This is a genomic window from Leptotrichia shahii (assembly GCF_008327825.1).
GTDB classification, from domain to species: Bacteria; Fusobacteriota; Fusobacteriia; order Fusobacteriales; family Leptotrichiaceae; genus Leptotrichia; species Leptotrichia shahii.
Map to the genome: position 1 here is coordinate 793,492 of NZ_AP019827.1, position 16,062 is coordinate 809,553.

Annotated in this window: 22 protein-coding genes; all 22 read left to right on the plus strand. The window is 31.9% G+C overall.

Features of this window, described 5'->3' with window-relative positions; genetic code table 11:
- The first annotated feature begins 18 nt into the window (after positions 1–18).
- The 22 genes from F1564_RS03685 (at position 19) to F1564_RS03790 (ending at position 16,039) form a co-directional block, all read left to right on the plus strand.
- On the plus strand, positions 19–1,572 hold the full coding sequence (locus F1564_RS03685) for a phage portal protein (RefSeq protein WP_018450292.1): 1,554 nt from the start codon (positions 19–21) through the stop codon (positions 1,570–1,572).
- Positions 1,532–2,602: a head maturation protease, ClpP-related gene (locus tag F1564_RS03690; RefSeq protein ID WP_018450291.1), complete on the plus strand. Its 1,071-nt coding sequence runs from the start codon at positions 1,532–1,534 to the stop codon at positions 2,600–2,602. The genes F1564_RS03685 and F1564_RS03690 overlap by 41 nt, the downstream gene beginning before the upstream one ends.
- Positions 2,603–2,938, plus strand: a complete 336-nt coding sequence (locus tag F1564_RS03695; RefSeq protein WP_018450290.1) for a hypothetical protein — start codon at positions 2,603–2,605, stop codon at positions 2,936–2,938.
- Positions 2,938–3,951 carry a major capsid protein gene (locus tag F1564_RS03700; RefSeq protein WP_018450289.1) on the plus strand — a complete coding sequence of 338 codons (1,014 nt, stop codon included), beginning with the start codon at positions 2,938–2,940 and terminating at the stop codon, positions 3,949–3,951. The genes F1564_RS03695 and F1564_RS03700 overlap by 1 nt, the downstream gene beginning before the upstream one ends.
- Before the next feature lie 9 nt (positions 3,952–3,960).
- The gene (locus F1564_RS03705; RefSeq protein ID WP_018450288.1) at positions 3,961–4,176 is read left to right on the plus strand and encodes a hypothetical protein; all 216 of its coding nucleotides are present in this window, start codon (positions 3,961–3,963) and stop codon (positions 4,174–4,176) included.
- Between the two features lie 9 nt (positions 4,177–4,185).
- Positions 4,186–4,515, plus strand: a complete 330-nt coding sequence (locus F1564_RS03710; RefSeq protein ID WP_018450287.1) for a hypothetical protein — start codon at positions 4,186–4,188, stop codon at positions 4,513–4,515.
- A gap of 12 nt (positions 4,516–4,527) precedes the next feature.
- On the plus strand, positions 4,528–5,079 hold the full coding sequence (locus F1564_RS03715) for a phage tail protein (RefSeq protein WP_018450286.1): 552 nt from the start codon (positions 4,528–4,530) through the stop codon (positions 5,077–5,079).
- A gap of 3 nt (positions 5,080–5,082) precedes the next feature.
- Positions 5,083–5,541 (plus strand): hypothetical protein, encoded by a 459-nt coding sequence (locus tag F1564_RS03720; RefSeq protein WP_018450285.1) that lies wholly within the window; start codon positions 5,083–5,085, stop codon positions 5,539–5,541.
- Complete coding sequence (locus F1564_RS03725) at positions 5,541–5,780, plus strand: hypothetical protein (RefSeq protein ID WP_018450284.1); 240 nt, start codon at positions 5,541–5,543, stop codon at positions 5,778–5,780. The genes F1564_RS03720 and F1564_RS03725 overlap by 1 nt, the downstream gene beginning before the upstream one ends.
- Complete coding sequence (locus F1564_RS03730; protein WP_018450283.1) at positions 5,780–7,225, plus strand: phage tail sheath protein; 1,446 nt, start codon at positions 5,780–5,782, stop codon at positions 7,223–7,225. The genes F1564_RS03725 and F1564_RS03730 overlap by 1 nt, the downstream gene beginning before the upstream one ends.
- A gap of 11 nt (positions 7,226–7,236) precedes the next feature.
- On the plus strand, positions 7,237–7,764 hold the full coding sequence (locus F1564_RS03735) for a phage major tail tube protein (RefSeq protein ID WP_018450282.1): 528 nt from the start codon (positions 7,237–7,239) through the stop codon (positions 7,762–7,764).
- Between the two features lie 10 nt (positions 7,765–7,774).
- A complete protein-coding gene (locus tag F1564_RS03740; RefSeq protein ID WP_018450281.1) occupies positions 7,775–8,107 on the plus strand; it encodes a hypothetical protein in 333 nt (110 codons plus the stop codon).
- Between the two features lie 17 nt (positions 8,108–8,124).
- Positions 8,125–8,280, plus strand: a complete 156-nt coding sequence (locus F1564_RS03745; RefSeq protein ID WP_018450280.1) for a hypothetical protein — start codon at positions 8,125–8,127, stop codon at positions 8,278–8,280.
- 26 nt (positions 8,281–8,306) lie between these two features.
- On the plus strand, positions 8,307–8,582 hold the full coding sequence (locus tag F1564_RS03750; protein ID WP_018450279.1) for a hypothetical protein: 276 nt from the start codon (positions 8,307–8,309) through the stop codon (positions 8,580–8,582).
- Entirely contained in the window at positions 8,561–11,638 is a 3,078-nt protein-coding gene (locus tag F1564_RS03755; protein ID WP_018450278.1) for a phage tail tape measure protein, read from the plus strand. The genes F1564_RS03750 and F1564_RS03755 overlap by 22 nt, the downstream gene beginning before the upstream one ends.
- On the plus strand, positions 11,638–11,859 hold the full coding sequence (locus F1564_RS03760; protein ID WP_018450277.1) for a tail protein X: 222 nt from the start codon (positions 11,638–11,640) through the stop codon (positions 11,857–11,859). The genes F1564_RS03755 and F1564_RS03760 overlap by 1 nt, the downstream gene beginning before the upstream one ends.
- A gap of 2 nt (positions 11,860–11,861) precedes the next feature.
- On the plus strand, positions 11,862–12,716 hold the full coding sequence (locus tag F1564_RS03765) for a phage late control D family protein (protein ID WP_018450276.1): 855 nt from the start codon (positions 11,862–11,864) through the stop codon (positions 12,714–12,716).
- Positions 12,717–12,725: 9 nt separating this feature from the next.
- The gene (locus F1564_RS03770; protein WP_018450275.1) at positions 12,726–13,253 is read left to right on the plus strand and encodes a hypothetical protein; all 528 of its coding nucleotides are present in this window, start codon (positions 12,726–12,728) and stop codon (positions 13,251–13,253) included.
- Between the two features lie 654 nt (positions 13,254–13,907).
- The gene (locus F1564_RS03775) at positions 13,908–14,681 is read left to right on the plus strand and encodes a hypothetical protein (protein ID WP_018450273.1); all 774 of its coding nucleotides are present in this window, start codon (positions 13,908–13,910) and stop codon (positions 14,679–14,681) included.
- Between the two features lie 84 nt (positions 14,682–14,765).
- A complete protein-coding gene (locus tag F1564_RS03780) occupies positions 14,766–14,945 on the plus strand; it encodes a hypothetical protein (RefSeq protein ID WP_018450272.1) in 180 nt (59 codons plus the stop codon).
- A 115-nt stretch (positions 14,946–15,060) separates the two neighbouring features.
- Entirely contained in the window at positions 15,061–15,297 is a 237-nt protein-coding gene (locus F1564_RS03785) for a hypothetical protein (RefSeq protein ID WP_018450271.1), read from the plus strand.
- Between the two features lie 25 nt (positions 15,298–15,322).
- Positions 15,323–16,039, plus strand: a complete 717-nt coding sequence (locus tag F1564_RS03790) for a BRO-N domain-containing protein (protein ID WP_018450270.1) — start codon at positions 15,323–15,325, stop codon at positions 16,037–16,039.
- The last annotated feature ends 23 nt before the right edge of the window (positions 16,040–16,062 follow it).

Genomic DNA, 16,062 nt, shown 5'->3' on the forward strand with positions numbered 1-16,062 from the left:
TAGAAAGAGAGGTGTGATATGAATTTAATTGACAATTTAGTGGCGGTATTTAATCCGCAAAAAGGAGTAGAAAGATTTAAAGCGAGAAGAAAACTAGAAATTTTAAATACAGGATATTCTAATCACGGAGCTTCAACTACTAAAAAAGCAATGATAGGTTGGCAGAGTACTGCGGGCGGTGTAAAAAAAGATATTTATAAAAATCGTAAGAAATTGATTGAGCGTTCAAGAGATTTATATATGGGAACTTCTGTTGCAACTGGAGCATTGAAAACCATTAATACAAATGTTGTGGGAAGTGGTTTGAAATTAAAAGCGGCTATTGATAGTGAAACAATAGGGATAAGTGATGATGAAGCGGCTAAGGTAGAAGAATTGATTGAAAAAGAATTTGAACTTTGGTCGAAAGATAAGATTGATAATTTAGGAACTATGAATTTTTATCAAGTTCAAGAACTTGTATTTTTGACAGTGCTACTAAATGGAGAGTGCTTTATAAAATTAAATTATTTTGAAACACCTAAAAATCCGTATAGTTTGAAGTTGGAAATTTTAGAGCCTGATAGAATTTATACTCCTAATAATATGATTTCGGATAAAAGTGTAGTTGAAGGAGTAAAGATAGATAAAAATGGAAGAGTTGAAGGTTATTATGTTTCATCTGAACATCCGTTGGATGCAACTGGTGCAGTAACAGAAAAATTTATTAAAGTTTATGGAAGTGAGAATCAAAAAAACATAATTCATCTTCTTTTCACTGAAAGACCTGAGCAAATAAGGGGAATCCCAATATTGTCACCAGTTATTGAAAATTTAAAACAGCTTGGAAATTATACTGAAGCAGAATTAATGGCTGCTGTTATAAGCGGATTGTATGCAATTTTTATTGAAAGTGAAGCTGACAGCCCAAGCGGAGCTGATGTTGGAGAACTTGAAGCGGTTGAGAATGATTTGTTGGTAGATTCAGAAGATGAAACAACTATAGAACTTGCGCCAGGAATGATTGCTTCACTTAATCCAGGAGAAAAAGCAAAAGCTACTAATCCAGGAAGACCAAATGCACAATTTGATCCGTTTGTGACAAGTATTTTAAGACAAATAGGAAGTGCCCTAGAAGTTCCGTATGAACTTTTGATTAAGCATTTTACGGCAAGTTATTCAGCAAGCCGTGCAGCACTTTTAGAAGCATGGAAAATGTTTAGAAAGAGACGAGAGTGGTTTTCTGAGAATTTCACTCAACCAATTTACGAAGAATGGTTAAATGAAGCGTATTTGTTAGGGAGAATAGAACTTAAAAACTATGGAACTGATTTTCTTATAGATAAAGCCTGGTGTGGTTCACAATGGAACGGACCTTCACAAGGACAAATTGACCCATTAAAAGAGGCTAATGCTGCTGTTATAAGAATTAATAATGGATTATCGACTAGAACTAGAGAAACAGCGGAGCTTAATGGTGGAGATTTTGAACAAAATGTAAGAATTTTAGCAAAAGAAAATAAATTATTAAAAGAGAAAGGAGTGGTAATAAATGCCGAAACAACTAAAATTTTGGAATCTAGTGAAGAATGAGGAAGAAAAAACGGCGGAACTTATACTTTATGGGAGTATAGGAAACGATGAGTATTGGGATGATATATCCGATAAGGTATTTAAACAAGATATAGAAAACCTTGGAGATGTAAAAAACATTACTTTACATATAAATAGTCCAGGCGGGAGTGTATTTAGTGCTGTAGCAATAGCGAACACTCTTAAAAATCACAAAGCTAAAGTAACGGCAAATATCGATGGTTTGGCAGCGAGTGCTGCAACTATTATAACAAGTGCTTGTGATACTGTAAGAATGCCTAAAAATGCATTGTTTATGATTCACAATCCAATTACTTTTGCTTATGGGAATAATCAAGAAATGCAAAAAACTGTTGAAATGCTTAATAAGGTTAAAAACAGTATTATTGAAACATATTTAAATAAAACAAAAACTGATAAGGAAACTTTATCTGAACTAATGGATAATGAAACTTGGATGGACGCAGAAACAGCTAAGGAATATGGATTTGTTGATGAAATCGTGGATGAAGAAGTAGGAAAAGAATTTGTAGAAAACAAATTAATTATAAATAACATGGCTTTTGATATTTCAAAATTTAAAAATTTTAGAAAATCAAAGGATGCTGTTGTTGACAATAAAAAAAACACTAAGGAGGTAAAAATGACTTTAGAGGAGTTAAAAAATCAATTTCCTGATTTGTATGATTATGTATTGAATGAGGGAAAAAAGATTGGAAAAGAGGAAGAAAGAGAAAGATTGAAAGCTATTGATGATATAGGAGTTAATAATTATTCTGAATTAATAGAAAATGCTAAATATGTTAATCCTATGTCAGCTAGTGAATTGGCTATTAATATTTTGAAAAAGCAAAAAGAAGAAAAAGCTCAAAAGTTGCAAAATATTAAAAACGAAAGCCAAGATAATTTTATACCACCAGCTGCGAATGATGGAACAACGCATGGCAAAAAAGAAGAAAAACAGTTTATGGGACTTGATATTATGACTATTTTTTCTAAAATGAATAAAAAAACAGAGGAGGGAAAATAAATGGATTTTGTAACAAAAGGCAATGAATATGCCAGTGAACAATTTTTGAGCGGAACAGGACACAGGTATATGGAATTTGAAGTTCCGCAAGGTAAAAGTGTAAAAAGAGGTGATGCTGTAAATACAACTGCTGAACTTTCAGACGGAACTGATTTATTTGGAATAGTTATGGAAAATGCTGATGGAACAACAGCAAAAACTAAAACAACTGTAGCTATTTCAGGGGAATTTATTTTTGAGGGATTAAATGTGAAAGCAGGTACACAAAAAGCAGATTTTACAAAAGCAGCTAGAGATAAAGGTATTGTAATAAAAGGATTAGGAGGTAAGGAATAATGCCAGCAGTAATAGAATTTATTGGGTTGTATGACCAGAATGTGATTAGACCAAAATCATTTATAAAAGACAGTTATTTTAAAAATAGGAAAACATCAGAAAATCAAAAAATGGAAATAGAATTTAGAAAAGGAAGACAGCTTGTAGCTCCTTATGTATCTGAATTTGTTCCAGGAACAGAAATGGTAAAGAACACTTATGAAAGTAAATTTTTTCGAGCTCCAAAAGTAGCACCAAAAAGAACTTTTTCGGCTTTTGAGTTGTTTTTTAACAAGACAGCAGGGGAAACAATTTATGGCGGGAAAAGTCCTGAGGAAAGAAAAGCAGACTTACTTGCAGAATCTTTTGCAGAATTTGAGGAACAAATTACAAGAAGAGAAGAAATAATGTGTACTGAAGCATTGTTTAATGGAAAAGTGGTTGTAGAAGGCGAAGGAATAAAAGGAGAAATCAATTTTGGAACAGTTGAAGAAATTACACCAGCTGTTTTATGGACTCAACCCAATGCTGATATAATTGGAGATTTACAGGCAGCTATAACAAAAATCGGGAAAGTTACAGGATTAAGACCTGAAATGATATTAATGGATCCTGTGGCAGCAAAATTATTTGTAGATAATGAAAAAATTCAGAAGTTGTTGGATGTAAAAAATTATAACGTAGGAAAAGTAGATCCAAGAGAAACAGCAGCAGGAGCCGTTTATATTGGAACAATAGCACCTTTTGGGTTGCCGATTTATTCTTATCAATCTCAATACTCTGTATTAAATGCTGATGGAAAAACTTATAGCGATAAGGATTTAATCCCTGAAGGGAAAGTTCTATTAGCACCAAGCAACAATAAAATTATGTACGGACCAGCGGCAGATGTGAAACAAGGAATAATTGTGGCAGAACGTTCAGTATTTACTGATGAAGATTCAAAATCTAACACTGTAGAAATTAGAACCGAATCAAGACCACTTCCTGTGGTTTATGATATTGAAGCTATAAAAATATTGAAAGTTAAATAGGAGGTAATGATGAAATTTAGAACATTAAAACCTATGATTTATGGTGGAATTAGTTATGAAGTAGATACTGAAGTAGATATACAAGAAAAATCAGTAATAAAAAGTTGCCTTGAAAGAGGGCTTATTGCTGAAATAAACGGCAAAACTGAAAAGTCTGAAGAATCAATTGAAACAGAAAATACTGAAGAAACAGATAAAAAAGATACAAAAAATAAGAAAAAATAGGTAAAAAACATGAATTTTAAAGATATTTTAGAAAATGATATACAAAATGTGTTTTTAAATTCAGAAGAATTTGGAGAAACACATAATTTGAATGGTACTGATGTTATTTGTGTGACAGATGAGGACAGTTTTCAAGAGAAGGAAATTAGTGGGAAATTAACAATAGAAAGTGGATTTTACAAGGAAGGGATTACAGTGTTTATTGATAAAAAATATTTGAAGTATAAGCCTGAGGGCAATATGAGGATAGATTTTGACAATAAGGAATGGATAGTTGCAAACTGTAAAGAGAACTTTGGCATGTACGAACTCGATTTGTATAGATACACGGATTATTAGGAGTTGATTTAGATGTTTACGATTCAATTTGATGAAAGTGTCCTTAGTGACATAGAGAATAAATTTGTTGAGTTTCCAAAACAAGCTCCAAGGGCTTTGGCAAGTGCTTTGAATAGGGTTTCAACTATGAGTAAAACTCGTATGGTTAGAAATGCAACTAAGACCTATACGGTTAAATATGGGGATTTATTAAGCGGATTGACTATGAAAAGAGCTAATCCTGGTAAGCTTATGGCTGAAATCAATTCTAATGGAGGTTATTTGGGATTAGACCATTTTCAGTTGAATCCGAGCACAAGAACTGGCAGAACATCAGTAACGGCAACGGTAAAAAATGGAAATGGAATAATGCTAAATGATAGAACATTTATAGCCTACAACGATGGACATTTAGGAGCATTTGAAAGGGAAGGAAGTGGACGGCTACCGATTAAGAGAAAATATGGACCGTCTGCTCCGCAGATGTTAGGACCTACAACGCGGTTACCTGATCTTGATGAATTTATGTCTCAAAAATTAAACGAAAGGTTTGAACATGAGTTGAATAGGCTCTTGTCAATGTAATTTATGAGTATTAAAGTAATTGAAAAAAGTTTATATGATTTTTTGTGTGAAGAATTTAAAGATACAGATTATCAAATATTCCGTGGGGCATTACCAGTTCGGAGATACGGCGAAATTGACAAAAATACAGGACAGAAAAAGCCGTTTTTTCCTTGTGTGACATTAAGAGCTTTGAGTTCTAGGCAAGTTACAGAAGGAATGGATAGTTATGATTGCGACGCTACTTTTGAAATAATAGTTGGTACTAAAAATGAAGATTATATTGATAATCTTTATAAAGGTGAAGAAATTAGAAGTAAACTTTTAACTAAAGTTTATGATGAAAGAGGATGGGCAATACGGGAAGATAAAGAATTTAAGTGTGATTTATATAGTGACGAGTTTGGAGATTTTATATTTTCAAGAATCACATTTACGGTTTGGGATTATCCTGTTGAGCCTGAAATTTTGAAGGAGGAATAATGGAAGATAAAAAGCAATATATTTATTTGGGAGATACGCTTGAATTTAAGGATATTAGATTTACAAAGGGTGTTATTTACTACAGCAATGAAGTAATTGAAGCAAAACTTGAGAAATATCCGCTATTGAAAAGAACTTTGGTGGATGTTAATCAAGCTAGTGAAGCATTACAAAATGAAAAATTGCTTGAAACGGTAACACAGCAAATTAAAGACCAAATAAGGGAGGAGGCTGAATAATGGGTTATAAACACGGAACTTATCAAACTGAGACATCGAGTGACATATCACTACCGATAGTGCTTGATTACGGGCATTTTATTGTAGGAACTGCACCGATGAATAAAGTAAAAAGAGAAAACAGAAGAGTGAACGAGATTGTAAGATTAGGAACTTATAAAGAAGCTATTCAATACTTTGGAGACACTTACGACTTGGATTTTTCAATTTCACAAGCGATAAAAGTATTTTTTGAGTTGTATAAGGTAGCACCGCTTTATGTTGTGAATATTTTGGATCTTGAAAAACATAAAACAGTTAAAAAAACTCAAAATGATTTGAGCTTAACAAATGGTAAAGTTGTTATTCCAAACCACAAATTGATAACAGATACATTAGTGGTTAAAGAAAATGCAACATCACAAGTTATTTCAGACGCTGTAATGATGTGGACAGATGAAGGACTTGAAATATATGCTAAGCCGTCAAATGGAACTAAAATTGATATTGAATATGAAGAAATTGACTTGTCAAAAGTAACGAAAGCACAGGCTTTAGGTGGATATGATATTTCAACAATGAAAAGAACAGGGCTAGAGTTATTAGATGAAGTTTATTTGAAATATTCAGAATTACCAGCTTTCGTTGATATTCCAGATTTTTCAAGTGATAGTGAAGTTGCTGCGATTATGCAAACAAAAGCTAAAAATATAAATGGGAATATGTTTGAAGCAGTTGCATTGATTAATGCGCCGATTGACAAGCCTTATGACCAAATTCCTAAATGGAAAGATGATAATAATATTAATGGAAATGACCAAATTGTATTGTACGGAACATTAGGGTTAGCTGGTAAAAAATATATTCAGTCTATTCAGTATGCTGCTTTGTCGTTATCGGTAGATAATGAAAATGGTGGGGTTCCATCACAAACTCCGTCTAATTATTCATATAAATGCGACAGTTTATATTGGAAAAATTCGAGTGGAAATCTTGAAGAGATAATTTTAGATAAAGAGCAACAAGCTAACTTATTAAATAAAAACGGAGTAGTAACTGCTATTAATTTTAAAGGTTGGCGTTGCTGGGGATCTGAAACTGCACTTAATCCAATGGCAACAGATCCTAAGGATAAATTTATATATACTCGTAGAATGTTTAAGTATATAGGGAATGAATTGGTTATAAGTTATTTTGATAAAGTGGATAAGAAATTTTCTAAAAAATTAGCTGAAACAGTAACAAAATCAATGAATATTAGATTAAATGCTATTGTAGCTAGAAATGATTTATTGAGTGCAAATGCTGCTTTATCAGCTGAAGATAACGACACAATTAATGTTACAAATGGGGATATAACTTGGGTTATTAAATTGGGAGTAATTCCTGGTATGAAATCAGCAACATTTAAGAAAAAATATGACGCAGATGCATTAACTGAGTTTGCAAATAGTTTAGGAAAATAGGAGGATAAAGAATGGCTAAAAAGAAACTGCCTTTGGGAATCGTTGACGCTGATCTTTATGTCAATGGTTCAAATGCATTAGAAGGAGTTGGAGTAGTAGAACTTCCGAATGTGGAATCGGCAACAATAACGACTGAACAGTTTGGTATGGCTGCAGAATTTGAAGCTCCGTTGATTGGACATTATAAAAAAATGTCAGCTAAGGTAAAAATGGATAGTATGAATGATACATTATTGAATTTTAATAATAATGATTCAATTACATTAGAATGTTTAGGAGCTTTACAAGAATTAGATAGAATGTCGCACTCGCCAAAAGTAACTGGTGCAGATGCAACATTGAAAGGATTTATCACAAAATTTGATGGTCCTAAGGTTGAAAACGGTAAGAAATTTGAAGGTTCGTTTGATTTGAGTATAACTTATTACAAATTAATGATTAATGGTAAAACAATCATCGAAATTGATGTATTGAACGGAATTTCAAATGTAAATGGAAGTTTGAATAATATCATAAGACAATTATTGGGACATATTTAGGAGGAATAGAATGATTATAAAATTAACGAAAGAATATGATTTAGGAAGTAAAAAATACAAAGAAATAGATTTGAAACTGGATAATTTGACAGGAGCAGATTTATTGGAATGTGGAAAAGATTATAAATCAAGAATGAAATCCAATGCTGAAAACTTCAAAGATTTTGATGATGCTTGGGCTTTGACTGTAGCTGAAAAGGCATCAGGTATTAAATATGGGCATTTAATGACTTTAGGCGCTGAAGACTTTTTGAAAGTGATAAACCAAACTAAGAATTTTTTAGTAAAAGGTTGGGGAACGGACGAAGACAAGGACGAGAAAACTCCAACGGTGGAAGCGTAATAGATGACTTTTTAGACTTGATTACAGATTTATTGAGTGGACTTAACTATTTTAAAATGAATATCAGTTATGAAACACTTATGAAATGTACATTTGATGAGCTGGATTATTGGATAGCAAGGGCTAATAAGTTGATTGAGGATGAAAAGGCAAGGCAAGAAGAGAATGAATAAAAAAAGGGGATTAGTTGTCCCCACCAATGAAAACTGATAAAAATTTAAATAGAACTACGATAAGAGCTATAACTGTGATTACAGGACTTATGGTAAACATAAATGATAGAAATATAAAAAGGAAAAATAGTGATGGAATAGATACAACTAGACCAAATAATATTATCAAAATTATTTCTAACGGAGTATATTTTTTATCTGATTTATTAATTTTCATAAAAATCACCTCTTCGATTTATTTAATATATTATACCATATTTGAGAGAAAAGGAGGAAAATTGTGGCAAAAAATTTGGAGCTGAACATAGTTCTGGGTGCGGCGGTAGCTAGTGCTATTAACGGAATGAGCCAAGTTGCAAACGCTTTGAAAAACACGACAAAATCTGTCAAAGAATTTGAAAAACAAATCAAAAGTATGGAGAAAGCACAAAAAGCATTTCAAAATATGGACAAGGCTCGTGAAGGATTAAATAAAATTAATTCAGAATATAAAAAGGCTGCTGAACATTTACAGAAGTTGAAAGCCGAATATGAAAGAACTGGAAGCAGTAATAAACAACTGGCTAAGGAAATAGAACAGGCAGAAAAAAATGTTGGAAAACTGAATAAACAAAAAGAGCGACAGCAACATGTGTTTGAAGCCGCAAGAAGTAAGATAGAAGCGGAAGGCGCTAGTCTGTCTAACTACAGAAACAAGGTTCAGGAAGTTGAAAAAGAAATCGAAAAAATGAACAAACTGAAAGAAGCTCAAAAAAGATACGATGCTAGACAAGAAACTGTTGGAAAAATGAAAGACTTTGGAGATAAGCAAATAATGCAAGGTATGGGAATGGCTGGAGCTTTGGCTGTTCCTGTTAAATTAGCAGTTGACTTGGAAAATGCTCAAGCAGACTTAAAAAAAGTTGCTGATTTTAGTTCAAAACAAATGGAAACAGGATTTTACAAAGCAATGAGAAACTTTAGTGAAAACAGTCCGCTATCTCAAGTAGAATTATTTCAAATTGCAGGAGCAGGAGCTCAAGCAGGAATAAAAACAGACGAATTAGAAAGATATACTAAAGATGCGGCTAAGATTAAAGTTGCATTTGATATGAATACTGAAGCAGCAGGGAACTTTTTAGCAAAAACTAGAGCACAATTAAATTTGGATCAGAATGGAGTAATGGAATACGCTAATGTGATTAACTATTTGGCAAACAATGTAGCAGCAACAGCTCCAGAAATTGCTGACATTTCAAGCAGAGTTGCTGGGTTAGGTGGAATGGCTGGTATTTCTAAAGAAGGAGTTGCAGCATTAGGAGCAAGTTTAGTATCGGTTGGAGTACCTTCGGAAGTTGCGGCAACTGGATTGAAAAATATCTCATTAGGATTAATGGCTGGAACATCAGCAACTAAAAAACAAGCGGCAGCTTTTAAATCCTTAGGATTAGATGTAGAAGATGTGGCAAAAAGAATGACGAAAGATGGAGAAGGTACATTAATTGATGTTTTCCAAAGGATAAAGAAACTTCCAAAGGATGTACAGGCGGCGACACTTAAAAATTTATTTGGTAAAGAATCTATTCAATCTGCATCGGAATTGGCAAAACATATAGACGAAGTTAGCAAAAATATGAAAAATGCACACGATAAATCTAAAACTAATGGTAGTGTTGATGCGGAATATAACCAAAGATTAAAGACAATGGGAAATGCCTTTTCGACTTTAAAAAATAGAGTTGTAAACATGGGAGTGGATTTAGGTTCAGCATTAGGACCAAGTTTAGTTCAAGTTGCAAATTCTATTGGTCCATTAATTAAGAAATTTTCTCAGTTAATACAAAAACATCCACAATTAACTGCAAACATTCTAAAAGCTGTAGCTGGATTTGCAGCATTTAAAATAGGGATTGGTGGATTAGCGAAAGGATTTGCACCTGTATATAGTGGCATATCAAAAGGAATTTCGATATTTGATAAATTTAAAGCAGCAGGAAGTTTTACAGAAGGATTTAAAATGGCATTTCCGACAATAAGCAAAGTTGGCTCAATGTTCAAAAAAGTAGGATTGGCAATTAAAGCAGCTTTTATGGCAAATCCTGTTATTTTAATAATTGTTGCAATAGTGGCTGTTATAGCAATTGTTGTAGTTTTATATAATAAATGTGCTTGGTTTAGAAATGGAGTGAATGCGATATTTAAAGCAGTAGCTAACTTTATAAAACAAGTCTGGCAAGGGATAAAGCCAACAGTAATGAATGTGATAACAGGAATAAAAAATATTGTTAAACAAGGTGTTGATTTTATTAAACTAGTTTGGAAAATAATTAAGCCAACAGTAATGGAAGTATGGAATGCTATTAAGACGGCAGCAAGCGTTGCAATGAAAGGAATAACGATACTTGTAAAAGCATCTATCGCTGTTTTAAAAGCTGTATGGAAAGTTTTGAAACCTGTTGTGGTTGCTGTTTGGAATGCAATCAAAGCAGTTGTGCTTGTGGTGATTAAAATAATAGCTGTATATATTAAGACATACATTAATATTATAAAAGCAGCTTGGAAAGTATTGACAATAGCTATAAAGGTTGTATGGACCGTAATAAAAGCTGTAATTTTAGTTGTTATTGTTGCTATTGTCGTTGTAATCAGGACAAATATTATGATAATAAAAACTATATGGAAAGGTTTAGTTGCGGTTGCACGATTTGTTTGGAATGCAATTAAAGGTGTGGCTATTCCTGTATGGAATGCTATAAAAACAGCTGCAATGGCATTATGGAACGGTCTAAAATCTGGGATAACAGCAGTAGGATCATTTTTTAAATCAACTTGGGAAGGAATAAAAGGAGCTGCAATTGCTGTATGGAACGGTATTAAATCAGCATTTGATAAAGTTGTCGAAGGATTGAAAAGTGCAATTAGCGGTGTTGTAAAATTTTTCACAGATAAATGGAACGGCTTAAAAAATATGGTTTCAAAAGGACTTGGAGCAGTTGGGAATTTTTTAGGATTCGGGAAAAATGCAGCAGGAACTAACTACTGGAGTGGAGGACTTACAACAGTAGCAGAACGTGGAGCTGAATTAATTCAAATGCCAGGTAAACCAGCCTTCTTAGCAGAACACGAAATGTTATTAAATTTACCTCGTGGTACTCAAATATTGAATAATCGTGAAACTAAAAATAGTTTTAGAGATAAGATCAGCGGACTAAAAGAGAGAATGTCAGAACTTAGAAGTAATGAAAGTTCAGGCGGCGGAGATGTTATAAATATCACAATTAATGCTGGCGGAAATGTTGACGCTAATGTGATTGAAAAAGCAGTAATGAGAGCATTAGAAAAAGCTAGAAATAAAAAAGAAAGGACGGCATTTGCATAATGGCGAAAGTAAAAGTGTATAAAACAGTTTCGGGCGATACTTGGGACTTGATAGCATATAAGGTTTATGGAAGCGAAGGCTATTATCATGACCTTATAAGAAGTAATTTAGCTTTAATTGACATCGCCGTTTTTGACGCAAATATTCCAATTATCATTCCTGAAATTGCTGAAGAAAGTGATAATGATACAAGTTTGCCGCCGTGGAAGAGAGGTGAATAGAAATGGCATTTGCCAGAAGTATTAGGGTTATAGTTATATTTAATAAAGTTGATATTTCTGATGAGATAGCACATTCTATTTCATCTCTTAACTACACGGACAATTCCAAAAATGCTATAGATGATTTGGAAATAGAACTAGAAAACTTAGATTATAGATGGCTTAAAGAGTGGTATCCTGACGAGAACGCTCAAATGCTTGTTGGAATTCACGAAGAGCTGGAAAACGAAACTAATTTTTTGGACTTGGGAACTTTTTATGTGGATGAGCCGACTTTTGAAGACCATAAACTTACTTTAAAGTGCTTGGCTTTGCCACTTGACCAGAATATTAGAGACCAGAAAAATAGTGTCGCTTGGGAGAGTATAACTTTGAAAGAGCTTGTTACACGGATTGCAAATAAACACGAAATGAATGCAGAGATTTATGCAGAGAATGTGTTTTTTGAGAGATTAGACCAAAATCAGGAAACGGATTTAGCCTTTATTAACCGAGTCGTAAAAGAGATTGGGTTAAATATGAAAGTATCTGATGACAAGATAATTATTTTTGATGATGAAGAAATGGAAAAGAATGATACTATTGAAGTTTTTAACATTAAAGACTATCAAATTAGAAGTTTCAGCTTAAAAAAGAAAAATAAAGAGATTTACGATAAAGTCGAAGTTTCGTATTATGATCCTGACAAGAAAAAGGTTGTTAAGGAAATTATCACAAAAGAAGAACTTGACAAGCGTAATCAAGTTACAACTGAAGAAAAAGAATCTAAAAGCAAAGACAGTAAGAAGACTAACAAGAAAAGCCCGAAAAAGGCTAGTAAAAAGCCAATTAAAAAGATTAAATCTAAGAAAAAATAAGAGGCTAAAATGAAGAAAAGAAAAACAGTTAAAGAATCAAAAGAAAAATTGCAAAAGAAAGCAGAAAATAAAAAAACAAGGACTAAAAGAACTAGAACCTTAAAAGTTAGAACTAGAGGGAAGACAGAACCAAAAAAAGTTGCAAAAAAGACCCTAAAAGATAATCTTAAACAAGAGTATCAAATAACTTTAAATGTTGACGGAAGCACTAAATATTTGGCAGGAGCAATAATTGAGCTTGATGAAAGCTGGGGAAAGTTTGAAGGTAAATATGTAATTGACAAGGTAACGCACGAAATAAGTGGCGATTATACTTGTGAAATCACAGCAATGAAACTTGGAGCAAGAGAAAATGCAGAGAAAAATGCAATTGCCCAAACTAAAGAAGAACAAAAGAAAAAAGAAGCTGAAAAACAAGCTAAAAAGGCTAATAAAAAAGGCGGAAGCGGTAAAAGAACAGGTAAGAAAAGTGCTAAGAAGCCAAGAAAAAGAGTAAGAGATAAGAAAAATACTAAAAAATCCAGTAAAAAGAAATAGAGTTTTGTAGGACAATGACATCTGAATAGTAACTGTGATAATATGTTGACAAATTTCAAGAGGTGCAATATAATAGTTCCGTAGAGAACGGAAAGGAGGATATAAGGTAATGAACATAATCGAAAAAATTCATCTACTTGCCAGTATCTGTACAATTTTACAATTTGTATATATGATATACAAAGAGTATAAAGACAGAAACGACAAGAAGAAATAACCAACAACGAGGCTATGGTTGCCAAACCCTCTAGCCTTTTCTCTACACTTTAATAAAAAAAAGAAAGAGGTAGCTATTATGTATGAAAAAATACAACTGGTATTATCAATAACGATAATAATTTTATTCTGCACTTTCTGGACTATAAAATTTATAAAATGGAAAAAAAGCAAAAAAAAATAAGCCCAACAACGAGGGCTTGAACATAATCGAATTTTATTTGATTATATTATAGCATATTTTGAAAAAAAGTCAATATAAAAACTATTATCACAGTTATTAATTTAGCTGTGATTTTTTTATGTAAAAAACAGGACAATGGCAATTGAATATATGACTGTGAAACTAAAATATTTGTTTTTGAGAGAGTATAGAAAATTTTAATTTTTCTTAAAAATAAGGTATAATATAATAAAATTATTTTTAGGAGGAATTTTATGACAATATTTATAATTTTGTTTTTAGTATTATTTTTAATTCTGATATTCCAAATAATCAGATTGATTTATTTTGCAATCAAGAAAAAGGAACTGTCTAAAGAAGTGAAAAAAACTTGTATTGTATTTTTGTGTAATGTATTTGCATTTATCTTAGTTGGAATGACAGCACCTGAGAATATAAAAAATAAAGCAAAAGAATCAGGAATAAAAAATAAAGCCGAAAAGGTTAAAGAAGTTAAAAAGAAAGTTGACAAAGAGAAGAAACAAGTTAAATTGGCTAGTCAAGACGACTTAAAATATGAAGTATTAAAAAATTCAAGAGATACAAGTAACTTAACTAAAAAAGAAAATACAATAGATATATTAGTTAAAGATAATATTTCTGAAGAAAATCTAAAGAAAGTAATGAGAAAAGCAGGGAAAGAGCAAATAAAAGATGCGGATATTCTGTTTATTCGTGCTTATGGAGATAAAAAGTTCTTTAATCTTGGTGGTGAAACACATGGAATGATAACTTATTATCCTGATGGAACTGTGAAAGATGAAACTTATACAGCTAAAAAAGAAATTCCAAGTGATAAAGAAAAAGATATTTATATTGATTATTCAAAAACACTTCATGAAACTTTAAAATCAAAAGGAAACTATACTAAACAAGAAGAAGAAAATATTGAAGAAAAAATCAATAAAAAAATAGCTAAGAAGTATGGAATTTCACCAGAAGAAGTAGAAAAAATCTTTGATAAAGTTGTTATTTATCAGGGTATGTAGTTTATTTAAAAAGTTTTCAAAAAAGTTCTTGACTTTTCCGTACGAAAATGTTATTATTAATTATCGTACGGAAGAGGTGAGAATATGAAAGACAAAATTATGAAAAAAGTAAATTTTAATAAAGGAGGTGCGGGAGGATATACCCCAAGAATAACATTAAATAGTAAATGGGTTGAAGATATGAATATAACTAGAGAAGATAACGAAATAGAAGTAAGTTACAATAAAGAAACAAAAGAAATAGTTATAAAAAAAGTAAAATAAAAAATCCCCTCTCTCGTAACGAAACGAAAAAGAGGATATATACATATAATGTACTTAGCACTACTATTATACTATATATTCTCTTAAAAAACAAATATTTTAGGAGGAAAATTTTATGAACAAAATAACATTTTTAGATGTTGAGGAAGTAAGAATTAAATTAGAAGGTGTAAGAAGCTTAATGGTCGCTCTGGAATATGGAATATTTGATAGCTTTGAATCAAAAGAAATATTTAGAGTTGGGTATGCTAATTTGGTTGAACAGGTTTATGGTATACAAAATGAACTGGATATATTAATTGAAAAAGCAAAAAATAGAGTTCAAAAAGATTCGGAAGAAGAAATTGCATAAAAATAGTATAATGGAGGATAAAAGAATGAATGAATTACAAGTTATAAATGATGAAAGATTTCAAATATTCAGTAAAGAAAATTTAGGAAGTGTAAGAACAATATTGGTGGATAACGAAGTATGGTTTTGCATAAAAGATGTTTGCGATATATTAGAATTAACAAATCCTACTGTTGTAGCCAAGAGATTAGATGAAGATGAAGTGACTAAGTTTAACTTAGGGAGTAAATTTGGTATTACCAACTTCACAAACGAAAGTGGATTATATACTCTGATATTACGAAGTGATAAAAAAGAAGCTAAACCATTTAGAAAATGGATAACATCAGAAGTTATTCCAGCAATCAGAAAAACAGGAAAATATGAAGAGAAGAAAAAACCTCTTACACAGGCTGAATTAATTTTACAGCAGGCTCAATGGATGGTTGAAGCTGAAAGCAGAATCAATAATATTGAGAACAATGTAATTGGACTTGCAAACACTATTGAGGATAATGACAAGAGCATAAAAAGATTGGAAAACAATCAAAGAAGAACAGTAACAAGCAACCATCTGACAGTAATAGCCTATGCCAACATAAAAGGAATAAAGCCAAAATCATACCACGCACCTTCTATAGGAAAGAAAGCTACTAAGATATGCAGGGAAAAGGATTTATTAATAGGAACAACGGTTGACAGCCGATACGGACTAATAAATACTTATCCTGTTGAAGTTCTGGATGAAATATTTTTTGAATAGTAGTAGAAAATTTACTAGACCAA

What these genes read in the sequence shown, in the direction of transcription:
- F1564_RS03705 (WP_018450288.1), top strand. Translation starts at nt 3,961, where the DNA reads ATGAAATTTAGAACATTAAAACCTATGATTTATGGTGGAATTAGTTAT.
- F1564_RS03775 (WP_018450273.1), top strand. Translation starts at nt 13,908, where the DNA reads ATGACAATATTTATAATTTTGTTTTTAGTATTATTTTTAATTCTGATA.
- F1564_RS03715 (WP_018450286.1), top strand. Translation starts at nt 4,528, where the DNA reads ATGTTTACGATTCAATTTGATGAAAGTGTCCTTAGTGACATAGAGAAT.
- F1564_RS03690 (WP_018450291.1), top strand. Translation starts at nt 1,532, where the DNA reads ATGCCGAAACAACTAAAATTTTGGAATCTAGTGAAGAATGAGGAAGAA.
- F1564_RS03695 (WP_018450290.1), top strand. Translation starts at nt 2,603, where the DNA reads ATGGATTTTGTAACAAAAGGCAATGAATATGCCAGTGAACAATTTTTG.
- F1564_RS03685 (WP_018450292.1), top strand. Translation starts at nt 19, where the DNA reads ATGAATTTAATTGACAATTTAGTGGCGGTATTTAATCCGCAAAAAGGA.
- F1564_RS03770 (WP_018450275.1), top strand. Translation starts at nt 12,726, where the DNA reads ATGAAGAAAAGAAAAACAGTTAAAGAATCAAAAGAAAAATTGCAAAAG.
- F1564_RS03725 (WP_018450284.1), top strand. Translation starts at nt 5,541, where the DNA reads ATGGAAGATAAAAAGCAATATATTTATTTGGGAGATACGCTTGAATTT.
- F1564_RS03730 (WP_018450283.1), top strand. Translation starts at nt 5,780, where the DNA reads ATGGGTTATAAACACGGAACTTATCAAACTGAGACATCGAGTGACATA.
- F1564_RS03780 (WP_018450272.1), top strand. Translation starts at nt 14,766, where the DNA reads ATGAAAGACAAAATTATGAAAAAAGTAAATTTTAATAAAGGAGGTGCG.
- F1564_RS03785 (WP_018450271.1), top strand. Translation starts at nt 15,061, where the DNA reads ATGAACAAAATAACATTTTTAGATGTTGAGGAAGTAAGAATTAAATTA.
- F1564_RS03750 (WP_018450279.1), top strand. Translation starts at nt 8,307, where the DNA reads ATGAAAACTGATAAAAATTTAAATAGAACTACGATAAGAGCTATAACT.
- F1564_RS03760 (WP_018450277.1), top strand. Translation starts at nt 11,638, where the DNA reads ATGGCGAAAGTAAAAGTGTATAAAACAGTTTCGGGCGATACTTGGGAC.
- F1564_RS03790 (WP_018450270.1), top strand. Translation starts at nt 15,323, where the DNA reads ATGAATGAATTACAAGTTATAAATGATGAAAGATTTCAAATATTCAGT.
- F1564_RS03765 (WP_018450276.1), top strand. Translation starts at nt 11,862, where the DNA reads ATGGCATTTGCCAGAAGTATTAGGGTTATAGTTATATTTAATAAAGTT.
- F1564_RS03720 (WP_018450285.1), top strand. Translation starts at nt 5,083, where the DNA reads ATGAGTATTAAAGTAATTGAAAAAAGTTTATATGATTTTTTGTGTGAA.
- F1564_RS03710 (WP_018450287.1), top strand. Translation starts at nt 4,186, where the DNA reads ATGAATTTTAAAGATATTTTAGAAAATGATATACAAAATGTGTTTTTA.
- F1564_RS03735 (WP_018450282.1), top strand. Translation starts at nt 7,237, where the DNA reads ATGGCTAAAAAGAAACTGCCTTTGGGAATCGTTGACGCTGATCTTTAT.
- F1564_RS03700 (WP_018450289.1), top strand. Translation starts at nt 2,938, where the DNA reads ATGCCAGCAGTAATAGAATTTATTGGGTTGTATGACCAGAATGTGATT.
- F1564_RS03740 (WP_018450281.1), top strand. Translation starts at nt 7,775, where the DNA reads ATGATTATAAAATTAACGAAAGAATATGATTTAGGAAGTAAAAAATAC.